Raw genomic sequence first — 25402 nt, 5'->3', positions numbered from 1 at the left:
GACCGTCTGTACCTACATAGCTGCTCAGCGCGCCCCGGAGGCTCCAAATGAACAAGAACATGATAGCTGTAGCGATTGCCGCGCTGCTCGTCGGCGGCGTCGCCGTCGCGGCGTTCCAGAGCTTCCGAGGCAACGGCGCGGCCGGCCAGGCCGGGCTGGCTCCGGTCGCGGGCGCCGAACTCGCGCCGGCCGGCACGGTCGGCGACATCGCCGCCAACGGCGCGATCAACACCTCGCCGCAGGTCGATTACGCCGACGTGGTCAAGGTCAACCCGATCAACGAGAAGCAGAAGCTGTACGCGACCGTGATCGGCACCGATCCGGTCCGCGAGACCAACACCACCTCGACCCCGCGCGAAGTCTGCGAAGACGTGGTCGTGCAAGAGCGCCTGCCCGAACGCGACGGCAACGTCGGCGGTACCGTCGCCGGTGCGGTCATCGGCGGCCTGCTCGGCAACCAGGTCGGCGGCGGCAACGGCAAGAAGGCCGCGACCGCGGCCGGCGCCGTGGCCGGCGGCTTCATCGGCAACCGCGTCGACCGCAACCACGTCGGCGGCCGCGTCGTGAACCGCACCGAGCGCCAGTGCCACACGGTGTCCGACAAGTCGCAGTCCTCGCGCGTGGTCGCCTACAACGTGACCTACCGCAACCCGGACGGCACCACCGGCACCATGCGCACCGAGAGCAAGCCGGGCAGCCGCATCGCACTGGGCAGCGAAGACAAGGTCGTCGGCTACGACGTGACCTATCGTTACCAGGGCCAGGAGCAGACCATCCGCATGGACGAGCGCCCGACCCAGCGCCTGCCGGTCATCGACGGCCAGGTCGTGACCCAGACCGCGTCGGCCGGCGTGCCGAGCCGCGGCTGAGTCCAGCGCTACACGCGATACCCGAACGGGGCCGGATCTTCCGGCCCCGTTTCTTTTTGCCTGACAGTTCGGCGGCAGAGCAGAGCAGGGCAGGTGCAGCCGCAGTGCTGGCTCGGAACGGCCGGGGCGCTTCGTCGGAGCACGCGCGCCAACCGGCGGGCCTGCTTATCGCGCGCGGTTTTGTGCCGGGTCGCAGGTGCCGACGAGAAACCCGCCCGCTGCCGTGCTGGCTTGCGCAAGAATTCCCCGGATACCGCCCAGTGCGCAGTTCCGAGGGTTTTCGGCCTTACCCGGGCCGCGGCAGGCCATTACAATGACCGTCTTTCTGTCCTAGAGGTCTCCCAAGCGCGCCATGGCCCTGAATCCCTACGATCTCTACGACGTCCGTTCCTTGCTCAGCGACGAGGAGCGCGCCGTTCAGGACACGGTGGCCCGTTTCACCGATGAGCGCGTGATCCCGATCATCGGCGATGCCTTCGACCAGGGCCGCTTCCCGAAGGAACTGGTGCCGGAAATCGCCGCACTCGGCCTGCTGGGTTCCTCCTTGCCGGAAAAGTACGGTTGCGCCGGCCTCAATGCGGTCAGCTACGGCCTGATCTGCCAGGAACTCGAGCGCGGCGACAGCGGCATCCGCAGCTTCGTCAGCGTGCAGTCCTCGCTGTGCATGTACCCTATCTACGCCTACGGCACCGAAGAGCAGCGCGAACGCTGGCTGCCGGGCATGGCCCGCGGCGAGATCATCGGTTGCTTCGGCCTGACCGAGCCGCACGGCGGTTCCGACCCGGCCAACATGAAGACCAACGCCAAGCGCGACGGCGGCGACTGGGTCCTCAACGGCTCCAAGATGTGGATCACCAACGGCAACCTGGCCGACATCGCCATTGTCTGGGCGCAGACCGACGACGGCATCCAGGGCTTCGTGGTCGAGAAGGGCATGCCCGGTTTCGCCGCCCAGGAAATCAAGCACAAGATGAGCCTGCGCGCGTCGGTGACGTCGTCGTTGTTCTTCGACAACGTGCGCGTGCCCGAGGCCAACCGCCTGCCCAACGTCAAGGGTCTCAAGGGCCCGCTGGGCTGCCTGACCCAGGCCCGTTACGGCATCACCTGGGGCCCGATCGGCGCGGCCATCGCCTGCCTCGACGAGGTGCTGGGCTACACCAAGGAACGCATCCTGTTCGAGCGTCCGGTCGCGGCGACCCAGTCGGCGCAGATCAAGATGGCCGAGATGGCGCGCCGCATCACCATGGCGCAGTTGCTGGTGGTGCAGCTCGGCCGCCTCAAGGACGCTGGCAACATGCAGCCGACCCAGGTCAGCCTGGCGAAGTGGAACAACTGCCGCATGGCCATCGACATCGCGCGCGAATGCCGCGACCTGCTCGGCGGCGCCGGCATCACCACCGAGCATGCCGCGATCCGTCATGCCCTGAACCTGGAGTCGGTGATCACGTACGAAGGCACCGAGACCGTGCACCAGCTGGTGGTCGGCCGCGAGCTGACGGGGATCAGCGCGTTTTGAGTTTCCGCTCCCGTTCGCGGGAGCTTTGCGTTCGCCTCTCCCGCGTGCGGGAGAGGTCGGCCCGCAGGGCCGGGTGAGGGCAGGCCGCGATGCTGCCGATGCAGCACGAGCTATCGGCCTTCACCCCAACCCCTCTCCCGCAGGCGGGAAAGGGGCTTCCACATGGCGATGCTGGCGCAAGGGGAGAACCGAGCCGTGATGACGATTCCCGACATTAGACTGGAAACGCCGCGCCTGATCTTGCGCCCGCCGCGCCTGGACGACTTCGACGACTGGGCCGCCTTCATGGATGCCGGCGATTACCTGCGCTACATCGGCGGGCCGCAGCCGCGCTCGGTGGCCTGGCGCGGCCTGATGTCGGTGATCGGCTCCTGGGCTGCATACGGCTATGGGTTCTTCTCGGTCTACGAAAAAACCTCCGGCCGCTGGATCGGCCGCCTCGGCCCCTGGCAGCCGGATGGCTGGCCCGGCACCGAGGTGGGTTGGGGCATCGTCGAAAGCGAAGGCGGCAAGGGCTATGGCACCGAGGGTGCGGCCGCGGCGACCGACTGGGCCTTCGAACACCTGGGCTGGAGCGAGGTGATCCACACCATCGATGCGGACAATCTGCCGTCGAAAGGCGTAGCGGCCAAACTCGGTTCGCGCTATATGCGCCAGGACCGTTTGCCGGCGCCGGCCGACATGGAAGTGGAGGTCTGGGGCCAGACCCGCGAGGAATGGCAGGCGCGGCGCAAGCGGGGAGCGGGCGCGTGATCACCGTCTACGGCTTCTCGCCCTCGGGGAATTGCCACAAGCTGCGCCTGTTGCTCGAACAACTCGGCGAACCCTACGTCTGGGTCGAGGTCGACAGCAGCCGCGGCGAAACGCATACGCCGGAATTTCTCGCCCTCAATCCCAATGCCAAGGTGCCGGTCATCGAGCTGGACGACGGCCGCACCCTCAGCGAATCCAACGCCATCCTGTACTACCTCGCCGACGGCAGCGCGTTCTTGCCGAGCGACCGCTGGCAGCGCGCGCAGGCCTTGAGCTGGATGAACTTCGAACAGTACAGCCACGAGCCCTATGTCGCCGTGGCCCGTTTCATCGCCGGCTGGACGCCGCTGGATTCGCCGCGCCGCGCCGAGCTGCCGTCGCTGCGCGAACGCGGCCATCGCGCGCTGGCGGTGATGGAGCGGCATCTGCAGTCCCACGATTGGTTCAGCGGCGAGGCCTACGGCATCGCCGACATCGCCCTGTTCGCCTACACCGACGTCGCCGGCCACGGCGGCATCGAGCTGGCGCCGTATCCGGCGATCGACGCCTGGCGCGCGCGGGTGCGGGCGACGCCGGGCTTCGTCGCCTTGCCCGATCCCGACCCGCAAGCGGCGCAGCGCATCGCGCAGACGCCATGACGGGTTCCGTCTAATTCTTCCTTGATGAGCCGGCCCGGCGACGGGCGGCGGAGTGTTCGATGTCAGCGCAACTGCAGTCTTCGATCTTCAACAACGTGCCGAACTTCAACGCGGTGCCGAGCCCGATCCCGGCGCGCATGAAGGGCCTCAACCGGGCCGAGATCTGCGACGTCAATTTCGTCGAGTTCGTCAATCAGTGGAACGGCCGCGCCGATGCGCGGCCTGCGCCGGACGAGGCGATCCTGCAGGGCAGCGCGCTCGACGCGCGCGGTTTCCGCGAGCTGTTCGAGTCGCAGCTGATCAGCCGCCACCTCGACCTGATGGCGCGCGTGCTGCGCGTGCAGAACAAGGTCTTCTACACCATCGGTTCCAGCGGCCACGAAGGCAACGCGATGGTCGCGCGCTTGACCCGCCACACCGATCCGGCCTTCCTGCACTACCGCAGCGGCGGCTTCATGGCCGAGCGCTTCCGCAAATTGCCCGGTATGGACCCGGTGATGGATTCGGCGCTGAGTTTCGCCGCCAGCAAGGACGACCCGGCTTCGGGCGGCCGCCATAAAGTGTGGGGCAGCAAGCCCTTGTGGGTGCTGCCGCAGACCTCGACGATCGCCTCGCACCTGCCTAAGGCGCTCGGCACTGCGGTCGCGATCGAAACCGGTCGCCGCCTCGGCCACGCTCTGCCGATCCCCGACGACAGCATCGCCATCTGTTCGTTCGGCGACGCCTCGGCCAACCACGCCACCGCCCAGACCGCGTTCAACGCCGCCGCCTGGACCGCGTATCAAAAACTGCCGGCACCGGTGTTGTTCGTCTGCGAAGACAACGGCATCGGCATCTCGGTCAAGACCCCGGGCGGCTGGATCGCCAACCGTTTCCGCAACATGGACGGCCTGGATTACTTCGCCGCCGACGGCCTCGACCTGGCCAGCGGTTATGCCGACGTGCAGCGCGCGGTCGAGCATTGCCGCCGCAGCCGCCGTCCGACCTTCCTGCACTTGCGCACGACCCGCATCATGGGCCACGCCGGCACCGACTTCGAGATCGAATGGCGTTCTTTCGAGGAACTGTGCGCGGTCGAAGCCAGCGACCCGCTGCTGCGTTCGGCGGCGATCGCGCTCGAATCGGGGCTGATGTCGAAGCAGGACGTGATCGACCTGTACGAGGCCACGCGCAAGCAGTGCTTTGCGGCCGCCGAAGAGGCCGATCGCCGGCCGAAGCTCGACCGCCTCGACGAGGTGATCGCGCCGCTGGCGCCGTATTCGCCCGAAGCGGTGCAGCAGGAAGCCAAGCGCGCCGATTTCGCCGAACGCCGTCTGCAGGTGTTCGGCAGCGAAGCCAAGCTGCCCGAGCAACAGCCGCCGCGCCATCTGGCGATCCAGATCAACAACGCGCTGCACGACCTGTTCGCCAAGTACCCGGAAACGCTGCTGTTCGGCGAGGACGTGGCGCAGAAGGGCGGCGTCTACACGGTCACCAAGGGCCTGCAGAAAGCCTTCGGCCCGCGTCGAGTGTTCAACACCTTGCTCGACGAGACCATGATCCTCGGCATGGCCCAGGGCTTCGCCAATGTCGGCCTGATGCCGATCCCGGAGATCCAGTACCTGGCGTATTTCCACAACGCCTGCGACCAGATCCGCGGCGAGGCGGCGTCGCTGCAGTTCTTCAGCAACAACCAGTACCGCAACCCGATGGTGGTGCGCATCGCCGGCCTGGGCTACCAGCGCGGTTTCGGCGGGCATTTCCATAACGACAACTCGATCACTGCCTTGCGCGACATCCCCAGTCTGGTGGTCGGTTGCGCCTCGCGCGGCGACGACGCCGCGACCATGCTGCGCACCCTGACCGCGCTGGCCAAGGTCGACGGCCGCGTCTCGGTATTCCTGGAACCGATCGCGCTGTACATGACCAAGGATTTGTACGAAGCCGGCGACGGCGCCTGGCTGACTTCTTATCCGAAGCCCGACGAGGCGATGACGCTCGGCGAAGGCCGCAGCTATGGAGAGGGCGACGACCTGGTCGTGTTCTCCTACGGCAACGGCGTGCCGATGAGCCTGCGCGCAGTGCGCGAGATCGAGAAGCAGCACGGTTGGAAGGCGCGCGTGATCGACCTGCGCTGGTTGGTGCCGCTCAACGATGCCTACATCGCCGAACAGGCGCGCGGCGCCAAGCGCATCATCGTGGTCGACGAAGGCCGGCGCAGCGCCGGCGTCGGCGAGGGCGTGATCACGGCATTGACCGAGGCCGGTTTCGGCGGCGTGCCGCTGCAGCGCGTGGTCGGCGTCGACACCTACACGCCGCTGGCCGGCGCGGCCTTCCTGGTGATCCCCGGCGAGGACGACATCGTCCGCGCCGCCGACGTGCTGGCCAAGGGCTGACCCTCATGTGCGGACTGGCCGGCCTGCTGTGTCCGCGCACCGATATCGGCCACGAGCATCTGCTCGAACTGGCCGGCGCGATGGGCGACGCCCTGCGTCACCGCGGCCCCGACGACGACGGCGTCTGGGCCGATGCGCAACACGGCATTGCACTGGCGCATCGGCGCCTGAGCATTCTCGACCTGTCGCCGCTGGGCCATCAGCCGATGGCCTCGGCCAACGGCCGCTACGTGATCGCCTACAACGGCGAGGTCTACAACTTCGCCGCCTTGCGCGAAGAACTGCTCGAACTGGGCCACGCCTTCCGCGGCCACTCCGACACCGAGGTGCTGCTGGCCGCGGTGGTGGAGTGGGGCGTCGAGAACGCGGTGGCGCGCTGCAGCGGCATGTTCGCCATCGCCCTGTGGGACCGCCACGAACAGACGTTGTGGCTGGCCCGCGACCGGGTCGGCAAGAAGCCGCTGTACTACGGCTGGGCCGGCGACACCCTGGTGTTCGGTTCCGAACTCAAGGCGCTGTGGCGGCATCCGCAGTTCGACAACGGAGTCGACCGCAATGCGCTGGCCCTGTTGCTGCGTTACGACTACGTGCCGGCGCCGTACGCGATCCATACCGACACCTTCAAGCTGATGCCGGGCACCTTGCTGCGTTTCGACGCCGCTGCGGTCGCGCGCGGCGCCGCCGCGCACGACCCGGGGCGCGATCAGCGCCGTTACTGGCATGCGCGCGAGCGTATGGCCGCGGCGATCCGGCACCCGTTCGACGGCGACATCGACGCCGCTGAAGACCGGCTCGACGACCTGCTGCGCGACGCGGTCGGCCTGCGCATGGTCGCCGACGTGCCGGTCGGTGTGTTTCTTTCCGGCGGCACCGATTCGTCGGTGGTGACTTCGTTGATGCAGGCCTTGAGCGCGAAGCCGGTCAAGAGCTTCACCATCGGTTTCGAGGGTTCGCACCACGACGAGGCGCCGCTCGCGCTCGAAGTCGCGCGCCATCTCGGCACCGCCCACACCGAGCTCTACGTCAGCGGCGCCGATGCCTTGGCGGTGGTGCCGCGGCTGTCGGCGATGTTCGACGAACCCTTCGCCGACGCCTCGCAGGTGCCGACCGCGCTGGTTTGCGCCTTGGCGCGCAGCCAGGTCACGGTGGCGCTGTCGGGCGACGGCGGCGATGAGTTGTTCTTCGGCTATACGCGCTACGAGCGCGCCTTGCGCAACCTGCGTCTGCAGCGGCACGTGCCGGCGCCGCTGCGGCGCTGGCTGGCGAAATCCGCGGGCGGTCACGGCGAAGCCTCGCGCGCCGGCGGTTTCGCTGCGTTCGCCGCCGAGATGGGCGCGCAGGGCATCGGCGATGTCTATCGCAATCGCATCGTGCGCTGGCGTTTCCCCCAGGCCGCTGTGCCCGGATCGAAACTGCCGGCGACCATGTACGACCTCGCCGAACCGCTGGGCGGGCTGGGCACGCCCGCCGACGCGATGATGCTGGCCGACTACAGCGTGTACCTGCCCGACGACCTGCTGTGCAAGGTCGACCGCGCCAGCATGGCGGTCGGGCTGGAGGCGCGTGCGCCCTTGCTCGACACCCACGTCGCCGAATTCGCTTGGTCGTTGCCGCTGCAATTCAAGCGCGGCGACAGCGGCAGCAAGTACCTGCTCAAGCGTGTGCTCAAGCGCTACCTGCCCGACGCCATGGTCGATCGCGGCAAGCGCGGTTTCGGCGCGCCGGTGACGCAATGGCTGCGCGGCGACCTGCGCGAGTGGGCAGCGGCGTTGCTCGACCCGTCGCGCCTGGCGCAGGAGGGGTATTTCGACGCCGAGTTGGTCGGCGGCCTGTGGCGACAGCTCCTGGCCGGCGAGCGCCGCTGGCATACGCACCTGTGGAACGTGTTGATGTTCCAGGCCTGGCAGGCGCATTGGAAAACCGAGCGCAACGAAGTCGGGCGCTCGGTCTGGATGTCGACGACCGGCGAGGGCGGTTTGTAGGCGGCATGGTCGACCCGCGCCGCCAAGGGTAGGAGCGGCGCAAGCCGCGACCGCAGGGTGTCAGGCCGCGGCGCCGTGCCGGCCTTCGCAGTGCAACCCCTTGTAGAAGCGGCGCAAGCCGCGACCGCGGAGTTTCGGGTCGCGGCGTTGCTGTCTGGTGGGCGCGCGGTCGCGGTTCGCGCCGCTCCTACCCAGGGCAACGCAGGCAAGAGATAGGAGCGCCGCAAGCCGCGACCGCGCTTCTACAAGGCGCAGCGTCTGTCGGGGTTCACTGCGAACGGCTCATGCGGTGGATGTTTGACCGCTTCGGTCGATGACGTGGGACCGGAGTCTTCTGCGCGTCCCGCGGTCGCGGCTTGCGCCGCTCCTACTCCTGGAAGCGCAACCTCAGCGCGCGAAACCTTCCAGCAGCGGCACTTCCTCGACCGCTTGGCCGCCGATGCTCAGCGCCTGTTCGGGGCGCTCCAGCGGCAGCACCGCCAGGGCGAGATGGGTCCCACCATCGCTCGCCGCGGCGACCACGGTGCCCAGTGCTGCGCTTTCGCCACGCACTTCCGTTCCGGCCTCGATCGGTGCGGCAGCGGCGAACGCGACCACGCCGCGCTTGGCCTTGCCGAGGAAATGGGTGCGGGCGACGATCTCCTGGCCCGGATAGCAGCCTTTCTTGACGCTGAAAGCGCGCAGGCGCTCCAGCGACAGCTGTTGCGGGGTCCATTGTTCGGCCTGCGACGCCGGCAGCCGCGGCAGGCCGTGGCGCAGATCGGCCAGCGCCCACTGCGCGATCGCTGCCGGGTCCTCCGGCGCACTCGCGTCCGCGACGATGCGCAGGCTGCGCGCACCGCCGTCGCCGCTGAAGTCCAGCTCCAGGCCTGTCTCTTCGTCGCCGCCGAGGGCGCCGCCGCGCGCCTGCGCCGGCTCGGCCCAGCGCCCTTCGGCGCTCAGGTCCTCGCGCAGGGCGATGACCACCTTGCTGCGGAAGACGAAGCGTTTCAACGCCTCGGCGATGGCCGCGGCGTCGGCGTCGGGGACCAGCAGCCAGACGCGTTGGTCGGACAGGCGGAGCAGGGCGAATAGCGCAATCAGGCGCCCTTTGGGCGTCAGCCAGCCGCTCCAGTGCCAATGTCGATCGGCGAGCGTCTTCACGTCGTTCATGAACTGAGACTGCGCAAAGGCTGCTGCGTCGCGGCCTTCGAGGGTTATGAGGCGTTGGCCGGGCAGGGCAAACGCCTGTCCGTGCAAGGGGTGCGGGTTGTCAGGCATGGGGGCCGGGAATTAATATTTAACGCTGTGATGATAGGCGAAACCACCCCGGAAGCACCTTCGGACCTTGCGTCCGAGACCCCGGCGACTCCCGTACCCGAGACGGGAGGCGATTCGTCTTCCGCCAAGGACGCTCGCAAAGAGCACGGTGGTCGCGAGGGTCCCGAACCGACCCGTTACGGCGACTGGGAAAAGAACGGCCGCTGCATCGATTTCTGATCCGACGTCCGACCGCTAGCCCCTCACGCCCCCCACACAGCGCTCCCACGCTCCCCCCGCCACGCGGCGCCGCCGCCCAGCTGAGATTGCCATCGCATGGCGAACCGCGAACGACCCCTGTCACCGCATCTGCAGGTTTACCGCTGGCAGATACAGATGGTGACCTCGATCCTGCACCGGGCCACCGGTGTCATCCTTTCCGTCGGCGCTTTGCTGATCGCCTGGGCGCTGGTATCGCTCGCGGCCGGTCCCGAAGCCTGGGCCCAGTTCACCGCCTGCGCCCGCTCGCCGCTCGGTTTCCTGATCCTGTTCGGCTGGACCTGGGCCTTCGCCTACCACCTGATCAACGGCATCCGCCATCTGGTCCAGGACGCGGGCTACGCCTACAAGGTCGATACCTTCGTGCGCAACGGCTGGATCAGCGTCATCGGCAGCCTGGTGCTGACCGCCCTGATCTGGATCGTCGCCATGATGTCGCGAGGTGGCGCATGAGCGCGAACAACAAGCATCTGCGCAACCCGCTCAAGACCGCGCGCGGCCTGGGCTCGGCGAAGGACGGCACCCACCACTTCGTGGTCCAGCGCGTCACCGCGGTCGCCCTGATCGTCCTGACCTTGTACGTGCTGGGCCTGATCGTGTCGTGGATCGGCGGCGATTACGCCTCGGTGCGCGCCTCGGTCGCCCATCCCTGCAACGCCGTGCTGCTGAGCGCGTTCGTCGTGGCGATGTTCTGGCACGCCAAGCTCGGCCTGCAGGTCGTCATCGAGGACTACGTCCACACCCCGGGGCTGGCGATCGCCTCGCAGCTCGCGGTCGTTTTCGTTTGCGTACTCGCGGCTCTCGCCAGCGTGCTCGCCATCATCCGCATCGCGTTGGGAGCCTGAGTCGTGGCCTCTGCCTACAAGATTCAAGAACACAAGTTCGACATGGTCGTGGTCGGCGCCGGCGGCGCCGGTCTGCGCGCCACCTTCGGTCTCGCCCAGAAGGGCCTGAAGACCGCCTGCATCACCAAGGTGTTCCCGACCCGTTCGCACACCGTCGCCGCCCAGGGCGGTATCTCGGCCGCCCTCGGCAACATGGGCGAGGACGACTGGCGCTACCACTTCTTCGACACCGTTAAGGGTTCGGACTGGCTGGGCGACCAGGACGCGATCGAGTACATGTGCAAGGAGGCCATCCCGGCCATCATCGAGCTCGAGCACCAGGGCGTGCCGTTCTCGCGCACCGACGAGGGCAAGATCTACCAGCGCCCGTTCGGCGGCATGACCACCAAGTACGGCGAAGGCCCGCCGGCGCAGCGCACCTGCGCCGCTGCCGACCGCACCGGCCACGCCATCCTGCACACCCTGTACCAGCAGTCGCTGGCGCACGACGCGCAGTTCTTCATCGAATACTTCGCCCTCGACCTGATCATGGACGAGACCGGCGCCTGCCGCGGCGTGCTCGCCCTGGACATGGCCGAAGGCACGCTGCACCTGTTCCGCGCCCAGGGCACGGTGCTGGCGACCGGCGGTTACGGCCGCGCCTATTTCTCGGCGACCTCGGCCCACACCTGCACCGGCGACGGCGGCGGCATGGCCCTGCGCGCCGGCCTCGGCCTGCAGGACATGGAATTCGTCCAGTTCCACCCGACCGGCATCTACGGCGCCGGCTGCCTGATCACCGAGGGCGTGCGAGGCGAGGGCGGCATCCTGCGCAACGCCAACGGCGAGCGCTTCATGGAGCGCTACGCGCCGAGCGTGAAGGACCTGGCGCCGCGCGACATGGTCAGCCGTTCGATGACCATCGAGATCCGCGAAGGCCGCGGCGTCGGCGAGCACAAGGATCACATCCTGCTCGACCTGACCCACCTCGGCCCCGAGGTCATCCACGAAAAACTCCCCGGCATCGCCGAATCGGCGCGCATCTTCGCCAACGTCGACGTCGAGAAGGAGCCGATCCCGGTCATCCCGACCGTGCACTACAACATGGGCGGCATCCCGACCAACTACCACGGCGAAGTCGTGCAGTTGAAGAACGGCGACCCCGATGCGGTCGTGCCGGGCCTGTATGCGATCGGCGAAGCGGCCTGCGTGTCGGTGCACGGCGCCAACCGCCTGGGCTCGAACTCGCTGCTCGACCTGGTGGTGTTCGGCCGCGCGGTGGCCAACCGCTGTGCCGAGACGGTCACGCCCGGCGGCGCCCACGCCCGCCTGGCCGGCGACGCCTGCGACGAAGCGCTGGCGCGCCTGGACAAGCTGCGCAACGCCACCGGCAGCACGCCGACCGCGGTCATCCGCGACAAGATGCAGCGCACCATGCAGGCCGACGCGGCGGTGTTCCGCACCGGCGAGACCCTCGCCGACGGCGTGCGCAAGATGCGCGAGATCCACGCTTCGTTCGCCGACGTCAAGGTCAGCGACCGTTCGCTGATCTGGAACTCGGACCTGATCGAGACCTACGAGCTGTCGAACCTGCTCGGCCAGGCCTTGGCCACCATCGTCTCGGCCGAGAACCGCACCGAGTCGCGCGGCGCCCACGCCCGCGAGGACTTCGCCACGCGCAACGATGAGCAGTGGCAGAAGCACACGCTGTGCTGGGTCGACGAGAAGGGTACGACGAGCATCGACTACCGTCCGGTGCACAACTACACCTTGACCGACGACGTCGCCTACGTCCCGCCCAAGGAACGCAAGTACTGATCGGCGCTACGGCGCGCAGTTCCGCTGCGCGCCATTCACGCAACCCACCGCAGTACTGCCGCAAGCCGAGAGATCGCCAGCATGGCCGAATTCGCTCTACCCAAGAACTCCCAGATCCAGAAGGGCCGTCACTGGCCGACGCAGGGCGCCAAGCAGCCGCGTACCTTCAAGGTCTATCGCTGGAACCCCGACGACGGCCTCAACCCGCGCGTGGACACTTATGAAGTGGACCTCGCGACCTGCGGCCCGATGGTTCTCGACGCGCTGATCAAGATCAAGAACGAGATCGACCCGACCCTGACCTTCCGCCGCTCCTGTCGCGAAGGCATCTGCGGTTCGTGCGCGATGAACATCGACGGCACCAACACCCTGGCCTGCACCCGCGCGATCACCGATTGCGACAAGCCCGAGGTGCCGATCTACCCGCTGCCGCACATGTCGGTGGTCAAGGACCTGGTGCCGGACCTGACCCACTTCTACGCCCAGTACGCCTCGATCCGCCCGTGGCTGCGCACCCAGAGCGCGACCCCGTCGGACCGCGAGCGTCTGCAGTCGCCGGAAGACCGCAAGAAGCTCGACGGCCTGTACGAGTGCATCCTGTGCGCGTGCTGCTCGACCAGCTGCCCGAGCTATTGGTGGAACGGCGACCGCTACCTCGGCCCGGCGATCCTGCTGCAGGCCTATCGCTGGATCATCGATTCGCGCGACGAGGACACCGGTGCGCGCCTGGACGATCTGGAAGATCCGTTCAAGCTCTATCGCTGCCATACCATCATGAACTGCGCCCGCACCTGTCCGAAGGGGCTGAACCCGGCGCAGGCGATCGGCGAGATCAAGAAGCTGATGCTGGCGCGTCGCGTCTAAGGCGAACGCGGCACCGCCCGGTTCTAACCCACGACGGCGCCTCGGGCGCCGTCGTGCCGTCCAGCCAGTCGCAGGCGGCGTATCCGCGCCGCGCCAGGGGTGAGCGATGCAGTCGAAGGCGATTTTCCTGCCCGCGGTGGCGATGGTCGCGTTGACCTGCGCGGTGTGGCTGCGCATGTACGCGGTGCGGATCGGGCAGATGCGCCGCGAGCGCATCCACCCGCAAGCGGTCGCGACCTCGGCGCAGGCCGTCGCCCGGCTCACCGACAGCGCCGCGGCCGACAATTTCCGCAATCTGTTCGAACTGCCGGTACTGTTCTATCTGGCGGTGGTCGTGGCTGCACTGGCCGGATTGGCCGATGGCGCTACTCTCGTCTTGGCCTGGTTGTTCGTCGCGCTGCGCATCGCCCACAGCGCGATCCACTGCAGCTATAACCGGGTCATGCACCGTTTTTTCGTCTACGCCGCCGGCGCGCTCGCGCTGTGGGCGTTGTGGATCCATCTCGCAATCGGACTGCTGAGCTCATGAACAGTTTTTCCCGCGTCACCGCTTCGCGTTTCGCCCATCGCACCTTGGCTGCGTTGATCGCCGCTGCGTTCTGCGTCGCACCGGCTTTCGCCGATACGGCCAAGGCCGCCGATGCTGCGCACGGCGGCGCCCGTGTCGCCGATGCTCGCCAGTTGCTGGAGACGATGCGTTACGCCGAGATCCTCAAGCAGGGTTTGAGCCTGGTGTTCAGCCAGGCCATACCCGGCAGCGAGGCGCTTTCCGACGAGCACAACGGGGTCATGAAGCGCTTGTTCGACAGCATGCCGGCCGGGCCTTTCCTCGACGGCGCCTCCAAGCGTCTGGCGCAGAGCGCGACTCAGGCCGAAATCGACGAGGCCCTGGCGTACTTCCGCGGCGCGGCCGGACAGACCGAGCTGGCTTGCGTGCGCGACACGCTCGGCACGCCGACCACGCTCGACTGCATCCGCGAGCGCGGCGGCGAAGCGCACCTGCAGGCGCATAGCGCCTTCGCCGAAAGCTCGATCGAGAACAAGCTCGGCGAGATCATGGCCGGCGACAGCGGCGATGCCGATTTCGCCGCCTCGGCCAAGCTCGCGCTCGAGCAGGATCCGACGCTGGCGAAGGACTTCGACGCCTATTGCGGAAGTCATCCGGGCGGCCTGTGCGATGTGCTGAAACCGACCCAGGCGGCGCCCTGAGCGTTCGATGCGAGGAAGCGACGAGATGAGCGAAGCCGAAATCAGCCGCGAGGAGCGCGACGAGATCGAATTGCGTCGCTTGCGCTGGCGTTGCCGGCGCGGCATGCGCGAACTGGACCAGTTGTTCGGGCGTTATCTCGACCGTGTCTGGAAGCAGGCTTCCGACGCCGAGCGCGGGGTTTTCCTACGTTTGCTGGAAACCGAGGACGATAAGCTCTGGCACTGGTTCATGGGCCACGAGGCCGCCAGCGATGCCGAACTCGACCGTCTCGTCCAATCGATCCGGGCCTTGCCGCCTTGAGTGGCGGCCGTCGCGTCTGCTCGCGGCGGCGCTGATCGTTTTGGGGCTTGCGGCGGCGTTGTCGCTGTGGTTCAGCGAATGCCCGCGTGCCGTGGCCGGGCCGCTGGCGGTGCTGGCCCTGGCCTGGGCGCTGTATTCGGCGCGGCGCGAACTGCGCCGGCCGCCACAGCGTCTGGTCATCGCCGGCGAGCGCGCCAGCCTCGACGAATTGCCGATCACAGAGCTGCGCCTGCAGTGGCGCGGCTGGCTGGCCCGGCTCGATTTCACCGGCCCGGACGGGCAGGGGCGGCGCCTGCTGTGGTGGCCGGACCGCCTGGACGCCCGCGGCCGCCGTGAACTCAGGCTGGCCGTGGCGGTCTCAGCCCCTGCGCGCGATCCGCGTTCGATGGCACCATGAGGCAGGGACTAGGCAGTCGGGATTCGGGGTTGGCAAGGCGGCCAACGCCGAATCACTGAGCGCCGCGCCCGTCCAAGCCGCCAGCATTAGAGAGACAGAGTTCACGATGAAAGCAATGTCCAGTCCCCAGCTTCCGGTCTCGGCCGCATAGATGTTCAAACCCATCTCCGTCGCCATCGGCCTGCGCTACCTGCGCGCCAAACGCCGCAACGGCTTCATCTCTTTCATCTCCCTGGCCTCGATCGGGGGCATCGCCCTCGGCGTGACTGCGCTGATCACCACTCTGGCGGTGATGAGCGGCTTCCAGCGCGAGATCCGCGACCGCATGCTGCAGATGGCCGCCCACGCCACTATCAGCGCCTACGGCGAACCGGTGACCGAATGGCGGCTGGCGATCGACAAGGCCGCCGCCGACCCGCGCGTCGCCGGCGCCGCGCCCTACATCGAAAAAGAAGCGCTGCTGTCGTCGACGCGGCAACAGCCGGCGATCATCCGCGGCGTCGATCCGGCCGAGGAGAGCAAGGTCTCGGTGCTTGCCGACAAGATGGTCGAAGGCAAACTCGGCTCGTTGACCCCGGGCAGCTTCAACATCGTCCTGGGCAAGGAACTGGCCCTGTGGATGGGCGCCCAGGTCGGCGACAGCGTGGTGGTGATGACCGCAGACGGCCGCAGCACGCCGATGGGGGCGATGCCGCAGCTCAAGCGCTTCACCGTCAGCGGCATCTTCGAAGCCGGCTACAGCGAATACGATAAGGGCCTGGCGGTGGTCAACATGAGCGACATCCAACGGGTGCTGCGCATGGGCGACGGCGTCACCGGCGTGCGCTTGAGGCTGCACGACATGGACAAGGCCTGGGACGTCGCCCGCGATCTCTCGGTGGCCCTCGGCGGCCCCTACCGGATCACCGATTGGAGCAGCGACAACGCCAACATGTTCCGCGCCCTGAAGATGGAAAAGGTCGTGATGGCGGTCCTGCTGTCGCTGATCATCGCCATGGGTGCGTTCAACCTGGTGTCTTCGCAGGTCATGCTGGTCACCGACAAGCAGGCCGATATCGCGATCCAGCGCACCCTCGGGCTGACCCCGATGAGCGTGATGCGGATCTTCGTCGTCCAGGGCACCCTGATCGGCATCGTCGGCACGGTGCTCGGCGTGGTCGGCGGTATCGTCCTGACCTTGAACCTCGAACACATCCTCAAGGCCATCGAGACCGTGCTCGGTGTGCAGTTGATGCCGGAAGACGTCTACTACATCACCGGCCTGCCGACCGACCTGCAGACCAGCGACGTCACCATCATCGCCTGCGTGGCGCTGGCGATGGCCTTCCTGGCCACGATCTATCCCGCCTGGCGCGCCGCGCGCACGGCGCCGGCGGAGGCGCTGCGTTATGAATAACCCTCAAAATGCCGACGTCCGCCGGACCGTCGCCGACGACATCGTGCTGCGTTGCGACGGCCTGGCGATGACTTATTCCGAAGGCAAGCTGCACACGCCGGTGTTCCAGGGGTTGGAACTGGCCGTGCGCAAGGGCGAGACCGTTGCGATTCTCGGTGCGTCCGGCGCCGGCAAGAGCACCTTGCTGCATCTGCTCGGCGGCCTCGACACGCCGACCGCGGGCGAGGTCTACGTCGCCGGCGAGCGCATGAGCGCGCTGTCCGATCGCGCGCGCGGCCTGCTGCGCAATCAGGCCTTGGGTTTCGTCTATCAGTTCCATCACCTGTTGCCCGAGTTCACCGCGCTCGAAAACGTGATGCTGCCGGTGCTGCTCGACGGCCGCAGCCGTTCGGCCACGACCAGGCAGGCGTCGGAGCGGGCCAGGGCACTGCTCGAATCGGTCGGCCTGGGCCATCGTCTCGATCACAAGCCGGGCGAATTGTCCGGCGGCGAGCGCCAGCGCGCCGCGGTCGCGCGCGCGCTGGTCAATCGCCCGGCCTGCGTGCTCGGCGACGAGCCGACCGGCAACCTCGACGAAAAAACCGCCGCGGTGGTGTTCGAGCTGATGCTCGCGCTCAATCGCGACCAGGGCACCAGCCTGGTGTTGGTGACCCACGACCGCCGCCTCGCGCGGCGCCTGGACCGCGTGCTGGAATTGCACGAAGGCAAACTGCGGCAACTGGACGCCGCCGAGGTGTAGACATGCACGACGCGGCAAGGACGCCGCCCTTCGGAAAACTCGTCGCCTGCGCATTGCTGACCGGCATCGGTGCCGGACTGGCCTTGCCGCATGCGTGCCCGTGGGGAGTTTCGTTACCCGCCCTGATCGCCGCTGCCGTCGCGTGGTGGCGTTTGCCGCGCTGGCGCTGGCTCGCCGCGGCGGTGTTGGGGTTCGCGCTCGCCAGTCTGCACGCGGCCTATGCGCTGAGCCTGCAGTTGCCGTCGGATTGGGAGAGGCGCGAGGTCGTCGTCAGCGGGCGCATCGTCGATCTTCCGCAGCACGAACCGCGCCGCAGCCGTTTTCTGTTTCGTGTCGACGAGAACGCGCAGCAGCCCGAGCCCTTGCGCGGCCGCTTGTTGCGATTGGCCTGGTACGACGATGAACTCGAACCGCGTCGCGTGCTGCGGGCCGGCCAGCGTTGGCGGTTCCAGGCGCGGGTGCGGGCGCCGCGCGGCCTGCGCAACCCGGGCGGTCCCGACGCCGAAAAATACGCCTTGATGCAGCGTTTGGCCGCGACCGGCTACCTGCGCGAGCCGGAGCGCGCACGGCTGTTGGCCAAGGCGAGCGGGCTGGATGCCTGGCGCGAATCGATCTCCGACCGCATCGCGGCGACGGTGCGTTCGCCGTCTTCGCGCTTCGTGCGTGCGCTCGCGCTCGGCGACACCCGCGGCTTGGACGAGCGCGACTGGAGCGTGCTGCGCGCCGACGGCCTGACTCATCTGATCGCGATCTCCGGCTTCCATGTCGGCCTGGTCGCGGGCTTCTTCGCCTTGTTCGCGGGCCGGTTATGGCGTGTCTTCCCCGCGCTGGGGCGGCGCTGCCCCGGGGTGGTCGCGGCGGCGGTCGCGGCGATGCTCGGCGGTTTGGCCTATGCGGCCGCGGTCGGCTTCGCCCTGCCGACCGTACGCACCTGGCTGATGATCGCGCTGGTCGCGGCGCTGCGCATGTCGCGCCGGCCTTTTCATGCCTTCGACACCTTGGCGATGGCGGCGATCGCGATGGCCTTGGCCGATCCTTTGGCCTTGCTCGGCGCCGGCTTTTGGCTGAGCTTTCTCGGCGTCGCCTGGCTGCTGTGGTGCCTGCCGGATTCGATGGCGGCGACCGGCTGGCGCGATCGGTTGCGCGGGTTCCTGAGCGCGCAGGGCGTGGCGAGCCTGGGTTTGCTGCCGGTGTGCGTGCTGTTATTCGGCCAGGCCTCCCTGGCCGGGCCTTTCGCCAATCTGATTGCGGTGCCGTGGTGGAGCCTGGTGGTGGTGCCCTTGGCCTTGCTCGGCACCGGGCTGGAGGCGCTCCACGCCGGCGCCGGCGAGTTCGCCTGGCGCGGCGCCGCCGCTTGTTTCGACGCAAGTTGGCCCGGGTTCGAGTCCCTGGCAGACAGCGGTCTGGCGCTGTGGTGGCTGCCGGAGCCGGCCTGGTTCGCCTTGCCGCTGGCGATGCTGGGCGCGTTCTGGCTGCTGCTGCCGCGCGGCGTGCCCGGTAAGGCGCTGGCGCTGCTGTTGTGGCTGCCTTTGCTGTGGCCGGACCGGCATCTGCCCGAGCCGGGCGAAGCCGAATTGGTCGTGGTGGACGTGGGGCAGGGCTTGTCGGTGCTGGTGCGCACGGCGAACCACAGCCTGCTGTTCGACGGCGGGCCCTCGGTGCGCGACGGTTTCGACGCCGGCGAGCGCGCGGTGGTGCCGGCCCTGCATGCGCTCGGGGTGCGCCGCCTCGACCGTGTCGTCGCCAGCCACGGCGACAACGACCACGCCGGCGGTGTGGCCAGCGTGCTGCGCGCGTTTCCGTCGCCGGCCGTGTTCGCGCCACCCGAAGTCGATGGCGAGGCGCTCGAGGGCATCCGCACCCGTCCCTGCGAGGCCGGGCGCAGTTGGGAATGGGACGGCGTGCGCCTGCGTTTCCTGCACCCGCCCCGGCATTTTCCCTACCTGGGCAACGAATCGAGCTGCGTGCTGCGGGTCGAAAGCCGGCACGGCGCGGCGCTGTTGACCGGCGACATCGGCGAGGTGATCGAGCGCGATCTGGTCCGCCGCGCCCGGCTTTCGCCGCAGGAGCGCCTGCGCGCCGAGGTGGTGCTGGTCGCCCACCACGGCAGCGGCGGCTCTTCCGACCCGGATTTCGTCGCCGCCACCGGGGCACGTCATGCCCTGATCTCCAGCGGCCATGGCAACCGCTTCGGCCACCCGCGCGCGGACGTGCTGGAACGCTGGCGGCGAGCGGGGGCGGGCACCCGCGATACCGCCGCCGATGGCGCCTTGCGAGTGGGGCTGCGCGCCGGCGGCATCGCCGTGGAAACGCGACGCCAGACACACCCGCGTCTGTGGGATGCGACCCGGCGTGCGGGCGCTGGGCTATCCTATCGGCCAGATTGATGTCGGCCACAGGCCGGAGGTTCGCGAGTGCTGGAACTGGTCAAGGCCGGCGGTTGGCCGATGATTCCGTTGTTGATCCTGTCGGCGGTGGCGCTGGCGATCATCATCGAACGCCTCTGGACCCTGCGTCGCAGGGCGGTGTTGCCGCCGCAGCTCGGCCAGGAAGTCCGCGCCTGGGCCGCGACCGGCAAGCTCGACCCGGCCCACATCGAGTCGCTGCGCGCGACCGCGCCGCTCGGCGAACTGCTCGCCGCCGCGCTCGACGTCCGCCATCGCCCGCGCGAGGAAATCCGCGAGCGCATCGAGGACGTCGGCCGCCATCTCGTGCACCGCATGGAGCGTTACCTGAACACGCTCGGCACCATTTCCGCCGCCGGCCCGCTGCTCGGGCTGTTCGGCACCGTGGTCGGCATGATCCAGATGTTCATGGTCATCAACGACCACGGCATCGGCGACGTCAACCAACTCGCCGGCGGCATCGGCAAGGCGCTGATCTGCACCGCGACCGGCATGATCGTGGCCATTCCGGCGCTGATGGCCCACCGCTGGTTCCGCGGCCGCATCGCCGAATACATCGTCGCGATGGAGCACGAAGCGATCGCCCTGGTCGACGTGCTGACCCCGGGCACGGTCGAGTCGCGCCAGCAGCATGAGGCGCGCGCGCCGGTGCGCCTGGCCGGCCAGGCCGGCTGAGGCGCCGACGCATGCGCATCCGCGACCATCGCTCCGACGATGAGCCCGAGATCAACCTGGTGCCGTTGATCGACGTGATCCTGGTCCTGATCATCTTCTTCGTCGTCACCGCCACCTTCGACGCGCGCTCGGTGCTCAAGCTCGAACTGCCGCGCGCCACCGGCGAGCCCTCCGGCGACGCCAGCAAGGCCCTGATCGTGCTGGTGAATGCCGAAGGCCGTTATTTCGTCGGCGACCGCGAGGTGCTGCGCGACGATCTGGAATCGCTCAAGACCACGATAGCGGAGGTCGCCGGCAGCGACCGCGACCGCACGGTCATGCTGCGCGCCGATGCGCGCACGCCGTACCAGGCCGTGGTCACCGTCTACGACGCGCTCGGCCAGCTCGGTTTCCGCAGGATCATGAGCGCGACCGCGCCGCCGCAACCCGGTGCTCAGGCCGCCGCGGGGACGGTGCGGTGACAGCCACCGCATCGCCCTGGCAGACCTACCGCCGGTTGCTCGAATTCTCGCGGCCTTACCGCGGACTGCTCTGGATCGCCGCGCTCGGCATGGTGATCGAGGCCGCCGCCGGCGCCGGTTTCACCAAGATCATGGAACCGATCATCAACCAGACCTTCATCGCCAAGAACTCGGCGTTGGCGATCTGGCTGCCGGCGGCCATCGTCGCCTTGTTCGTGCTGCGCGGTCTCGCCGGTTACCTCACCGATTACTACATGGCCAAGTCCGGCCGCGGCGTCGCCCGCGACCTGCGGGTGAAGGTGCTCGGCAAGTACCTGCGCCTGCCGGGTTCGCGCTTCGATACCGAGCCGGTGCCGTCGATGCTGGTGCGGCTGGGCTCCGACAGCGACCAGGTCGCGCAGGCCGCGGTCGACGCGCTCAAGGTCATGGTCCAGCAGTCGCTGCAGGCGCTCGCGCTGCTCGGCGTGATGATCTGGACGAGCTGGCAGGTCACCATCGCCGTCGCGGTGATGGCGCCGCCGCTGGCCTGGGTCATGGACAAGGTCGGCCGCCGTTATCGCCGCATCAGCCACAAGATCCAGGAAAGCGGTGCGCAGTTGCTGCTCGCGGCCGATCAGGCGCTGTCGAACCAGCAGGAAGTGAAGGTCTACGGCGCGCAGCCGACCGAGCTGACCCGCTACGGCGCCATCGCCGACGACTACCTGCGCCTCAGCCTCAAGGTCGAATCCACCCGCAGCATCGCCTCGGCCATGGTCCAGCTGATGGGCTCGATCGGCCTGGCCTTGCTGCTGCTGGTCGCCAGCCACGAAGCCTTCGCCGGGCGCCTCAGCGCCGGCGGTTTCGTCGCCTTGATGATGTCGATGATGGCGATGATTCCGGCGCTGCGTCAGCTCACCAACGTGCAGAACATGCTGCAGCGCGGCCTGGCCTCGGCCGAGCGCTTGTTCGACGTGCTGGATGCTCCCGACGAATTGGACGAAGGCACGCGCGAACTCGCGCGCAGCCAGGGCCTGGTCGAGTTCCGCGACGTCACTGCGCGTTATCCGGGCCAGGACCGTCCGGCGTTGTCGGACATCAGTTTCGTTGCGCGTCCCGGCACCGTCACCGCCATCGTCGGCCGCTCCGGCAGCGGCAAGTCGACCCTGATCAAGCTGATCCCGCGTTTCTACGACCCCGAGGCCGGGCAGATCCTGCTCGACGGCCATCCCGTGCAGGACTACCGCCTCGCCGACCTGCGTCGCCAGATCGCTCTGGTCGGCCAGCAGGTGATGCTGTTCGACGGCACGGTGGCGGCCAACGTTGCTTACGGCGAACTGCAGGACAGCGACGCCGAGGCCCTGCAACGCGCGGTCGGCGGCGCCAATGCCAGCGAGTTCATCGAACGCCTGCCGGAAGGCGTGAACACGCCGATCGGCGCCAAGGGCGGCAAACTTTCCGGTGGGCAGCGCCAACGCCTGGCGATCGCGCGCGCGATGCTCAAGGACGCACCGATCCTGATCCTCGACGAGGCCACCGCCGCGCTCGACACCGAATCCGAACGTCTGGTCCAGGACGCGCTCGAACGCCTGATGCCGGATCGCACCACCTTGGTCATCGCCCATCGTCTGTCGACGATCGAGCACGCCGACCAGGTGTTGGTGCTCGATCAGGGCCGTATCGTCGAGCGCGGCAGCCACGGCGAATTGCTCGCCCAGGGCGGTCTGTACGCGCATCTGCACCGCATGCAGTTCCGGGAAGCCGAATGAGCGGCGCCTCGGATCGGCAGCCGCATGTACCGGCGTATTGGTACGGCGACGTCCCGGTGCCCGCGCATGCGCGCCTGCTCTCGGGCCTGTACGGCGCGGTCACCGACCTGCGCCGCACCCTGTACCGCAAAGGCCTCAAGCGTCGTCGCCACCCCGGCGTGCCGGTGATCGTGGTCGGCAACATCACCGCCGGCGGCGCTGGCAAGACACCGCTGACGATCGCCCTGGTCCAGCGCTTGAAGCAGGAAGGCTGGAACCCGGGCGTGGCCAGCCGCGGCTACGGCCGCGACGACATCGCCACGCCGCTGTGGGTCGAGCGCGACACCGATCCGCGCGTGGGCGGCGACGAGCCGGTGCTGATCGCGCGCCGCACCGGCGCCAGGCTGCGCGCCGACCGCGACCGCGCCGCCGCCGCGAAAGCCCTGGCCGACGCCGGCTGCGACATCGTCGTCTGCGACGATGGCCTGCAGCATTACCGCCTCGCCCGCGACATCGAGATCGAAGTCGTCGACGGCCGCCGTCGTTACGGCAACGGCCAATTGCTGCCGGCCGGACCGTTGCGCGAGCCGCCCGAACGCGGCGCCGAATGCGATTTCCGTGTGGTCAACATGCCCAACCTCGCCGGCGACGCCGCCGCCGCGACCACCGGTTTCGGCGAATGGCCGATGCGATTGATCGCCGACCAGGCGCTGCCGCTGCTCGGCGGCCGCCCGCTCAAGCTCGACGCCTTCGTCGGCCAGCGCGTGCACGCGGTCGCCGGCATCGGCGACCCCGAGCGCTACTTCGGCATGCTGCGCAGCCTCGGCATCGCCATCGTGCCGCACGCCTTCGCCGATCATCATCGCTACAGCGCCGCCGATTTCGAGTTCGGCAGCCGCCTGCCGGTGCTGATGACCGAAAAGGACGCGGTCAAGATTCCGCTGGCGGGCGAGGGCGCGTTCGCCTCGGACCTGCAGTACAGCGTGCCGGTGCGTGCCGAATTGCCGGAAGCGTTCTGGGTTTCGTTGCTCGACAAACTGCCGGCGCGCGGCGCGCGCTGACGTTGCACCGCGGCGCGCCGGCGGCGTCCATCGATCCGCCCGAGGCGCCATCGTGCGCCCCCGGCTCGCCGGAGTTCCAAGGGTGACAGCGGCACAAGCCGCGACCCTTCCGTCTATACGCTTCGCCAGCACCCAACCCGAGCTAGCCGGCCTGATCCAAGCCGGCCTGATCCAAGCCGGCCCGACCTAAGCCGGCCTGACGTAAGCTTGTCCTGCGCCGCACGCGCGCATCGAATTTCTCGCGGCCAGCCGCGACCGTTGGAGCGAACATGTCCCAGGATTTCGTCGTCGCCATTCCCGCCCGCTACGCGGCTTCGCGTCTGCCGGGCAAACCCCTGCGCGAGCTGGCAGGCGAGCCGCTGGTCCTGCACGTCGCCCGGCGCGCCCTCGCGGCCGGCGCGCGCGAGGTCTGGGTCGCGGCCGACGACGAACGCATCGCGCGTGCGCTCGAAGGCAGTGGCGTGCAGGTGGCGATGACTTCGACCGAACACGCCTCCGGCACCGACCGCCTCGCCGAGTGCGCCGACATCGCCGGCTGGCGCGACGACACCGTGATCGTCAACCTGCAGGGCGACGAACCCTTCGCGCCGGCCTCGGGCATCGTCGCCACCGCGACCGCGTTGCGCGACAGCGACGCCGAGATGTCGACCCTGGCCGCGCCGATTACCGAAGTCGAGGTCTTGTTCGATCCGAACGCGGTCAAGTTGGTGCGTGCCGGCAACGGCGATGCGCTGTACTTCAGCCGCGCGCCGATTCCGTGGCCGCGCGACGCTTTCGCCAACGACCGCGAGCGCATGCCCGGCGGCGGCGAATGGCTGCGCCATATCGGCATCTACGGCTATCGCGCCGGTTTCCTGCGCAAGTTCGCCAAGCTGCGGCCGGGCCGGCTCGAACAGATCGAATCGCTGGAGCAATTGCGCGCGCTCGAAGCCGGCTACCGAATCGCCGTCGGCATCACCCCGGAGCCGTTCCCGCCCGGCGTCGACACCCCCGAAGATCTCGCCCGCGCCGAAGCGCATCTGGCCGGCCGCGCGGCGGGAGAGGGCGCCTGAGCATGCGCCTGCTGATCGTCTGCCTCGGCAATATCTGCCGCTCGCCGGTCGCCGAGGGCGTGCTGCGCGCCCGCATCGAGACCTCGTCGGTGGCCGGGCGGGTCGAGCTCGATTCGGCCGGCACCGGCGACTGGCACGTCGGCGAGCCGCCGGACCGGCGTTCGATCGCCAACGCCGCCGAGCACGGCGTCGACATCTCCGGCCTGCGCGCGCGCCAACTCGCCGCGTCGGACTACACCGACTTCGACTGGCTGCTGTGCGCCGACCGCGCCAACCTGCGCGATGTCCGTGCCCGCGCGCCGCGCGGCGCCAGGGCGCGCACCGCGCTGTTGCTGGATTGGTGCGGTTTGGAAACCGAAGGCGAAGTGCCCGATCCCTACACCGGCGGGCCGGCCCAGTTCGAGCACGTGTTCCAGTTGCTCGACCGCGCCGCCGACGGCGCGATCGCACGCCTGCGCGAAGAACTGCATCTGCGTTGATCGCCCGATGAGGCGACAGGCTCCGGCACCGCGCCGGCGCCGGTCGATGCGGATGGGGCGGGGCGGCAGCAACGAACCAAGCGCCGCAGACTCGCCGGGCCGGGCCACCGCCATGGCGCACACGGATTTGCCGTTCGCGGCACGACCGCCTTGCCGTCCGGGCCGTTCCCCGATGCATTCGGCCCCAAGGCCCGGTTCGGGCCCTTGCGCTCGCGCATAATCAACCCAATCCAGAACCCGGTCCTCCGTTTCCGGTTCCCCGATCTGCCGATGCCCGCCACCGCGCCCGCCTGTCCGAACGCTCACCTCCGCGCCATCGCCGGCACGTGGGCGATGCCTGCCTGTG

At 68.6% G+C, this 25402-nt stretch carries 25 protein-coding genes; 24 read left to right on the top strand and 1 reads right to left on the bottom strand.

Annotated features, from left to right (window positions below; translation table 11 throughout):
- Positions 1-47 precede the first annotated feature (47 nt).
- From EX88_RS0107955 to asnB, 6 genes are all read left to right on the top strand, one after another.
- A complete protein-coding gene (locus EX88_RS0107955) occupies positions 48-869 on the top strand; it encodes a glycine zipper 2TM domain-containing protein (protein ID WP_051884720.1) in 822 nt (273 codons plus the stop codon).
- 352 nt (positions 870-1221) lie between these two features.
- Positions 1222-2385 carry an acyl-CoA dehydrogenase family protein gene (locus EX88_RS0107950; RefSeq protein ID WP_031371466.1) on the top strand — a complete coding sequence of 388 codons (1164 nt, stop codon included), beginning with the start codon at positions 1222-1224 and terminating at the stop codon, positions 2383-2385.
- Positions 2386-2583: 198 nt separating this feature from the next.
- On the top strand, positions 2584-3138 hold the full coding sequence (locus EX88_RS0107945; RefSeq protein WP_031371465.1) for a GNAT family N-acetyltransferase: 555 nt from the start codon (positions 2584-2586) through the stop codon (positions 3136-3138).
- Positions 3138-3776: a glutathione S-transferase family protein gene (locus EX88_RS0107940; protein ID WP_430536899.1), complete on the top strand. Its 639-nt coding sequence runs from the start codon at positions 3138-3140 to the stop codon at positions 3774-3776. Before EX88_RS0107945 ends, EX88_RS0107940 begins: the two co-directional genes overlap by 1 nt.
- A gap of 137 nt (positions 3777-3913) precedes the next feature.
- Positions 3914-6151 carry a thiamine pyrophosphate-dependent enzyme gene (locus EX88_RS0107935; RefSeq protein WP_031371463.1) on the top strand — a complete coding sequence of 746 codons (2238 nt, stop codon included), beginning with the start codon at positions 3914-3916 and terminating at the stop codon, positions 6149-6151.
- Positions 6152-6156: 5 nt separating this feature from the next.
- Positions 6157-8133, top strand: coding sequence for an asparagine synthase (glutamine-hydrolyzing) (gene asnB / locus EX88_RS0107930; protein ID WP_051884715.1), 1977 nt, complete (start codon positions 6157-6159; stop codon positions 8131-8133).
- Positions 8134-8520: 387 nt separating this feature from the next.
- Here asnB and EX88_RS0107925 read toward each other — a convergent pair whose 3' ends face one another.
- Positions 8521-9393, bottom strand: coding sequence for a folate-binding protein YgfZ (locus EX88_RS0107925; protein WP_031371461.1), 873 nt, complete (start codon positions 9391-9393; stop codon positions 8521-8523).
- Positions 9394-9423: 30 nt separating this feature from the next.
- Between EX88_RS0107925 and EX88_RS27465 the strand changes: the two genes are divergently transcribed.
- From EX88_RS27465 to EX88_RS0107840, 18 genes are all read left to right on the top strand, one after another.
- Positions 9424-9612, top strand: a complete 189-nt coding sequence (locus EX88_RS27465; RefSeq protein WP_081930722.1) for a DUF1674 domain-containing protein — start codon at positions 9424-9426, stop codon at positions 9610-9612.
- 96 nt (positions 9613-9708) lie between these two features.
- Positions 9709-10104: a succinate dehydrogenase, cytochrome b556 subunit gene (gene sdhC, locus EX88_RS0107920; RefSeq protein WP_031371460.1), complete on the top strand. Its 396-nt coding sequence runs from the start codon at positions 9709-9711 to the stop codon at positions 10102-10104.
- Positions 10101-10496, top strand: a complete 396-nt coding sequence (gene sdhD / locus EX88_RS0107915; RefSeq protein ID WP_031371459.1) for a succinate dehydrogenase, hydrophobic membrane anchor protein — start codon at positions 10101-10103, stop codon at positions 10494-10496. The genes sdhC and sdhD overlap by 4 nt, the downstream gene beginning before the upstream one ends.
- 42 nt (positions 10497-10538) lie before the next feature.
- Positions 10539-12293, top strand: a complete 1755-nt coding sequence (gene sdhA, locus EX88_RS0107910; protein ID WP_051884726.1) for a succinate dehydrogenase flavoprotein subunit — start codon at positions 10539-10541, stop codon at positions 12291-12293.
- A gap of 81 nt (positions 12294-12374) precedes the next feature.
- Positions 12375-13157, top strand: a complete 783-nt coding sequence (locus EX88_RS0107905) for a succinate dehydrogenase iron-sulfur subunit (RefSeq protein WP_031371457.1) — start codon at positions 12375-12377, stop codon at positions 13155-13157.
- A 106-nt stretch (positions 13158-13263) separates the two neighbouring features.
- Positions 13264-13686, top strand: a complete 423-nt coding sequence (locus EX88_RS0107900; RefSeq protein WP_031371456.1) for an MAPEG family protein — start codon at positions 13264-13266, stop codon at positions 13684-13686.
- The gene (locus EX88_RS0107895; protein ID WP_031371455.1) at positions 13683-14366 is read left to right on the top strand and encodes a hypothetical protein; all 684 of its coding nucleotides are present in this window, start codon (positions 13683-13685) and stop codon (positions 14364-14366) included. Before EX88_RS0107900 ends, EX88_RS0107895 begins: the two co-directional genes overlap by 4 nt.
- A gap of 25 nt (positions 14367-14391) precedes the next feature.
- Positions 14392-14667, top strand: a complete 276-nt coding sequence (locus EX88_RS0107890) for a succinate dehydrogenase assembly factor 2 (protein ID WP_031371454.1) — start codon at positions 14392-14394, stop codon at positions 14665-14667.
- Positions 14668-14725: 58 nt separating this feature from the next.
- A complete protein-coding gene (locus EX88_RS0107885; protein ID WP_051884712.1) occupies positions 14726-15064 on the top strand; it encodes a hypothetical protein in 339 nt (112 codons plus the stop codon).
- A gap of 151 nt (positions 15065-15215) precedes the next feature.
- Positions 15216-16460, top strand: coding sequence for a lipoprotein-releasing ABC transporter permease subunit (locus tag EX88_RS0107880; RefSeq protein ID WP_031371452.1), 1245 nt, complete (start codon positions 15216-15218; stop codon positions 16458-16460).
- Positions 16453-17199, top strand: a complete 747-nt coding sequence (gene lolD / locus EX88_RS0107875) for a lipoprotein-releasing ABC transporter ATP-binding protein LolD (protein ID WP_051884710.1) — start codon at positions 16453-16455, stop codon at positions 17197-17199. Before EX88_RS0107880 ends, lolD begins: the two co-directional genes overlap by 8 nt.
- Before the next feature lie 2 nt (positions 17200-17201).
- The gene (locus EX88_RS0107870; RefSeq protein WP_031371450.1) at positions 17202-19586 is read left to right on the top strand and encodes a DNA internalization-related competence protein ComEC/Rec2; all 2385 of its coding nucleotides are present in this window, start codon (positions 17202-17204) and stop codon (positions 19584-19586) included.
- Between the two features lie 27 nt (positions 19587-19613).
- Positions 19614-20279, top strand: a complete 666-nt coding sequence (locus tag EX88_RS26775) for a MotA/TolQ/ExbB proton channel family protein (protein WP_036148319.1) — start codon at positions 19614-19616, stop codon at positions 20277-20279.
- An 11-nt stretch (positions 20280-20290) separates the two neighbouring features.
- A complete protein-coding gene (locus tag EX88_RS0107860; protein ID WP_031371449.1) occupies positions 20291-20740 on the top strand; it encodes an ExbD/TolR family protein in 450 nt (149 codons plus the stop codon).
- Positions 20737-22485 carry a lipid A export permease/ATP-binding protein MsbA gene (gene msbA, locus EX88_RS0107855; RefSeq protein WP_031371448.1) on the top strand — a complete coding sequence of 583 codons (1749 nt, stop codon included), beginning with the start codon at positions 20737-20739 and terminating at the stop codon, positions 22483-22485. The genes EX88_RS0107860 and msbA overlap by 4 nt, the downstream gene beginning before the upstream one ends.
- Positions 22482-23525: a tetraacyldisaccharide 4'-kinase gene (gene lpxK, locus EX88_RS0107850; RefSeq protein ID WP_031371447.1), complete on the top strand. Its 1044-nt coding sequence runs from the start codon at positions 22482-22484 to the stop codon at positions 23523-23525. The genes msbA and lpxK overlap by 4 nt, the downstream gene beginning before the upstream one ends.
- A gap of 269 nt (positions 23526-23794) precedes the next feature.
- Positions 23795-24577 carry a 3-deoxy-manno-octulosonate cytidylyltransferase gene (kdsB, locus tag EX88_RS0107845; protein WP_031371446.1) on the top strand — a complete coding sequence of 261 codons (783 nt, stop codon included), beginning with the start codon at positions 23795-23797 and terminating at the stop codon, positions 24575-24577.
- Between the two features lie 2 nt (positions 24578-24579).
- Positions 24580-25056: a low molecular weight protein-tyrosine-phosphatase gene (locus EX88_RS0107840; protein WP_031371445.1), complete on the top strand. Its 477-nt coding sequence runs from the start codon at positions 24580-24582 to the stop codon at positions 25054-25056.
- Positions 25057-25402: the final 346 nt, after the last annotated feature.

Origin of the sequence: Lysobacter antibioticus (genome assembly GCF_000731095.1) — a bacterium.
Classification (GTDB): Bacteria; Pseudomonadota; Gammaproteobacteria; order Xanthomonadales; family Xanthomonadaceae; genus Lysobacter; species Lysobacter antibioticus_B.
This window is presented reverse-complemented; position numbering and strand designations above follow the sequence as displayed.

Coding starts and splice junctions, on each gene's coding strand:
- EX88_RS0107895 (WP_031371455.1), top strand. CDS start 13,683: ATGAACAGTTTTTCCCGCGTCACCGCTTCGCGTTTCGCCCATCGCACC.
- asnB (WP_051884715.1), top strand. CDS start 6,157: ATGTGCGGACTGGCCGGCCTGCTGTGTCCGCGCACCGATATCGGCCAC.
- lpxK (WP_031371447.1), top strand. CDS start 22,482: ATGAGCGGCGCCTCGGATCGGCAGCCGCATGTACCGGCGTATTGGTAC.
- EX88_RS0107860 (WP_031371449.1), top strand. CDS start 20,291: ATGCGCATCCGCGACCATCGCTCCGACGATGAGCCCGAGATCAACCTG.
- EX88_RS0107880 (WP_031371452.1), top strand. CDS start 15,216: ATGTTCAAACCCATCTCCGTCGCCATCGGCCTGCGCTACCTGCGCGCC.
- EX88_RS27465 (WP_081930722.1), top strand. CDS start 9,424: ATGATAGGCGAAACCACCCCGGAAGCACCTTCGGACCTTGCGTCCGAG.
- EX88_RS0107925 (WP_031371461.1), bottom strand. CDS start 9,393: ATGCCTGACAACCCGCACCCCTTGCACGGACAGGCGTTTGCCCTGCCC.
- EX88_RS0107955 (WP_051884720.1), top strand. CDS start 48: ATGAACAAGAACATGATAGCTGTAGCGATTGCCGCGCTGCTCGTCGGC.
- EX88_RS0107840 (WP_031371445.1), top strand. CDS start 24,580: ATGCGCCTGCTGATCGTCTGCCTCGGCAATATCTGCCGCTCGCCGGTC.
- EX88_RS0107870 (WP_031371450.1), top strand. CDS start 17,202: ATGCACGACGCGGCAAGGACGCCGCCCTTCGGAAAACTCGTCGCCTGC.
- EX88_RS0107950 (WP_031371466.1), top strand. CDS start 1,222: ATGGCCCTGAATCCCTACGATCTCTACGACGTCCGTTCCTTGCTCAGC.
- kdsB (WP_031371446.1), top strand. CDS start 23,795: ATGTCCCAGGATTTCGTCGTCGCCATTCCCGCCCGCTACGCGGCTTCG.
- EX88_RS0107945 (WP_031371465.1), top strand. CDS start 2,584: ATGACGATTCCCGACATTAGACTGGAAACGCCGCGCCTGATCTTGCGC.
- EX88_RS0107905 (WP_031371457.1), top strand. CDS start 12,375: ATGGCCGAATTCGCTCTACCCAAGAACTCCCAGATCCAGAAGGGCCGT.
- sdhC (WP_031371460.1), top strand. CDS start 9,709: ATGGCGAACCGCGAACGACCCCTGTCACCGCATCTGCAGGTTTACCGC.
- sdhD (WP_031371459.1), top strand. CDS start 10,101: ATGAGCGCGAACAACAAGCATCTGCGCAACCCGCTCAAGACCGCGCGC.
- sdhA (WP_051884726.1), top strand. CDS start 10,539: ATGGTCGTGGTCGGCGCCGGCGGCGCCGGTCTGCGCGCCACCTTCGGT.
- EX88_RS0107900 (WP_031371456.1), top strand. CDS start 13,264: ATGCAGTCGAAGGCGATTTTCCTGCCCGCGGTGGCGATGGTCGCGTTG.
- lolD (WP_051884710.1), top strand. CDS start 16,453: ATGAATAACCCTCAAAATGCCGACGTCCGCCGGACCGTCGCCGACGAC.
- EX88_RS0107890 (WP_031371454.1), top strand. CDS start 14,392: ATGAGCGAAGCCGAAATCAGCCGCGAGGAGCGCGACGAGATCGAATTG.
- EX88_RS0107935 (WP_031371463.1), top strand. CDS start 3,914: ATGAAGGGCCTCAACCGGGCCGAGATCTGCGACGTCAATTTCGTCGAG.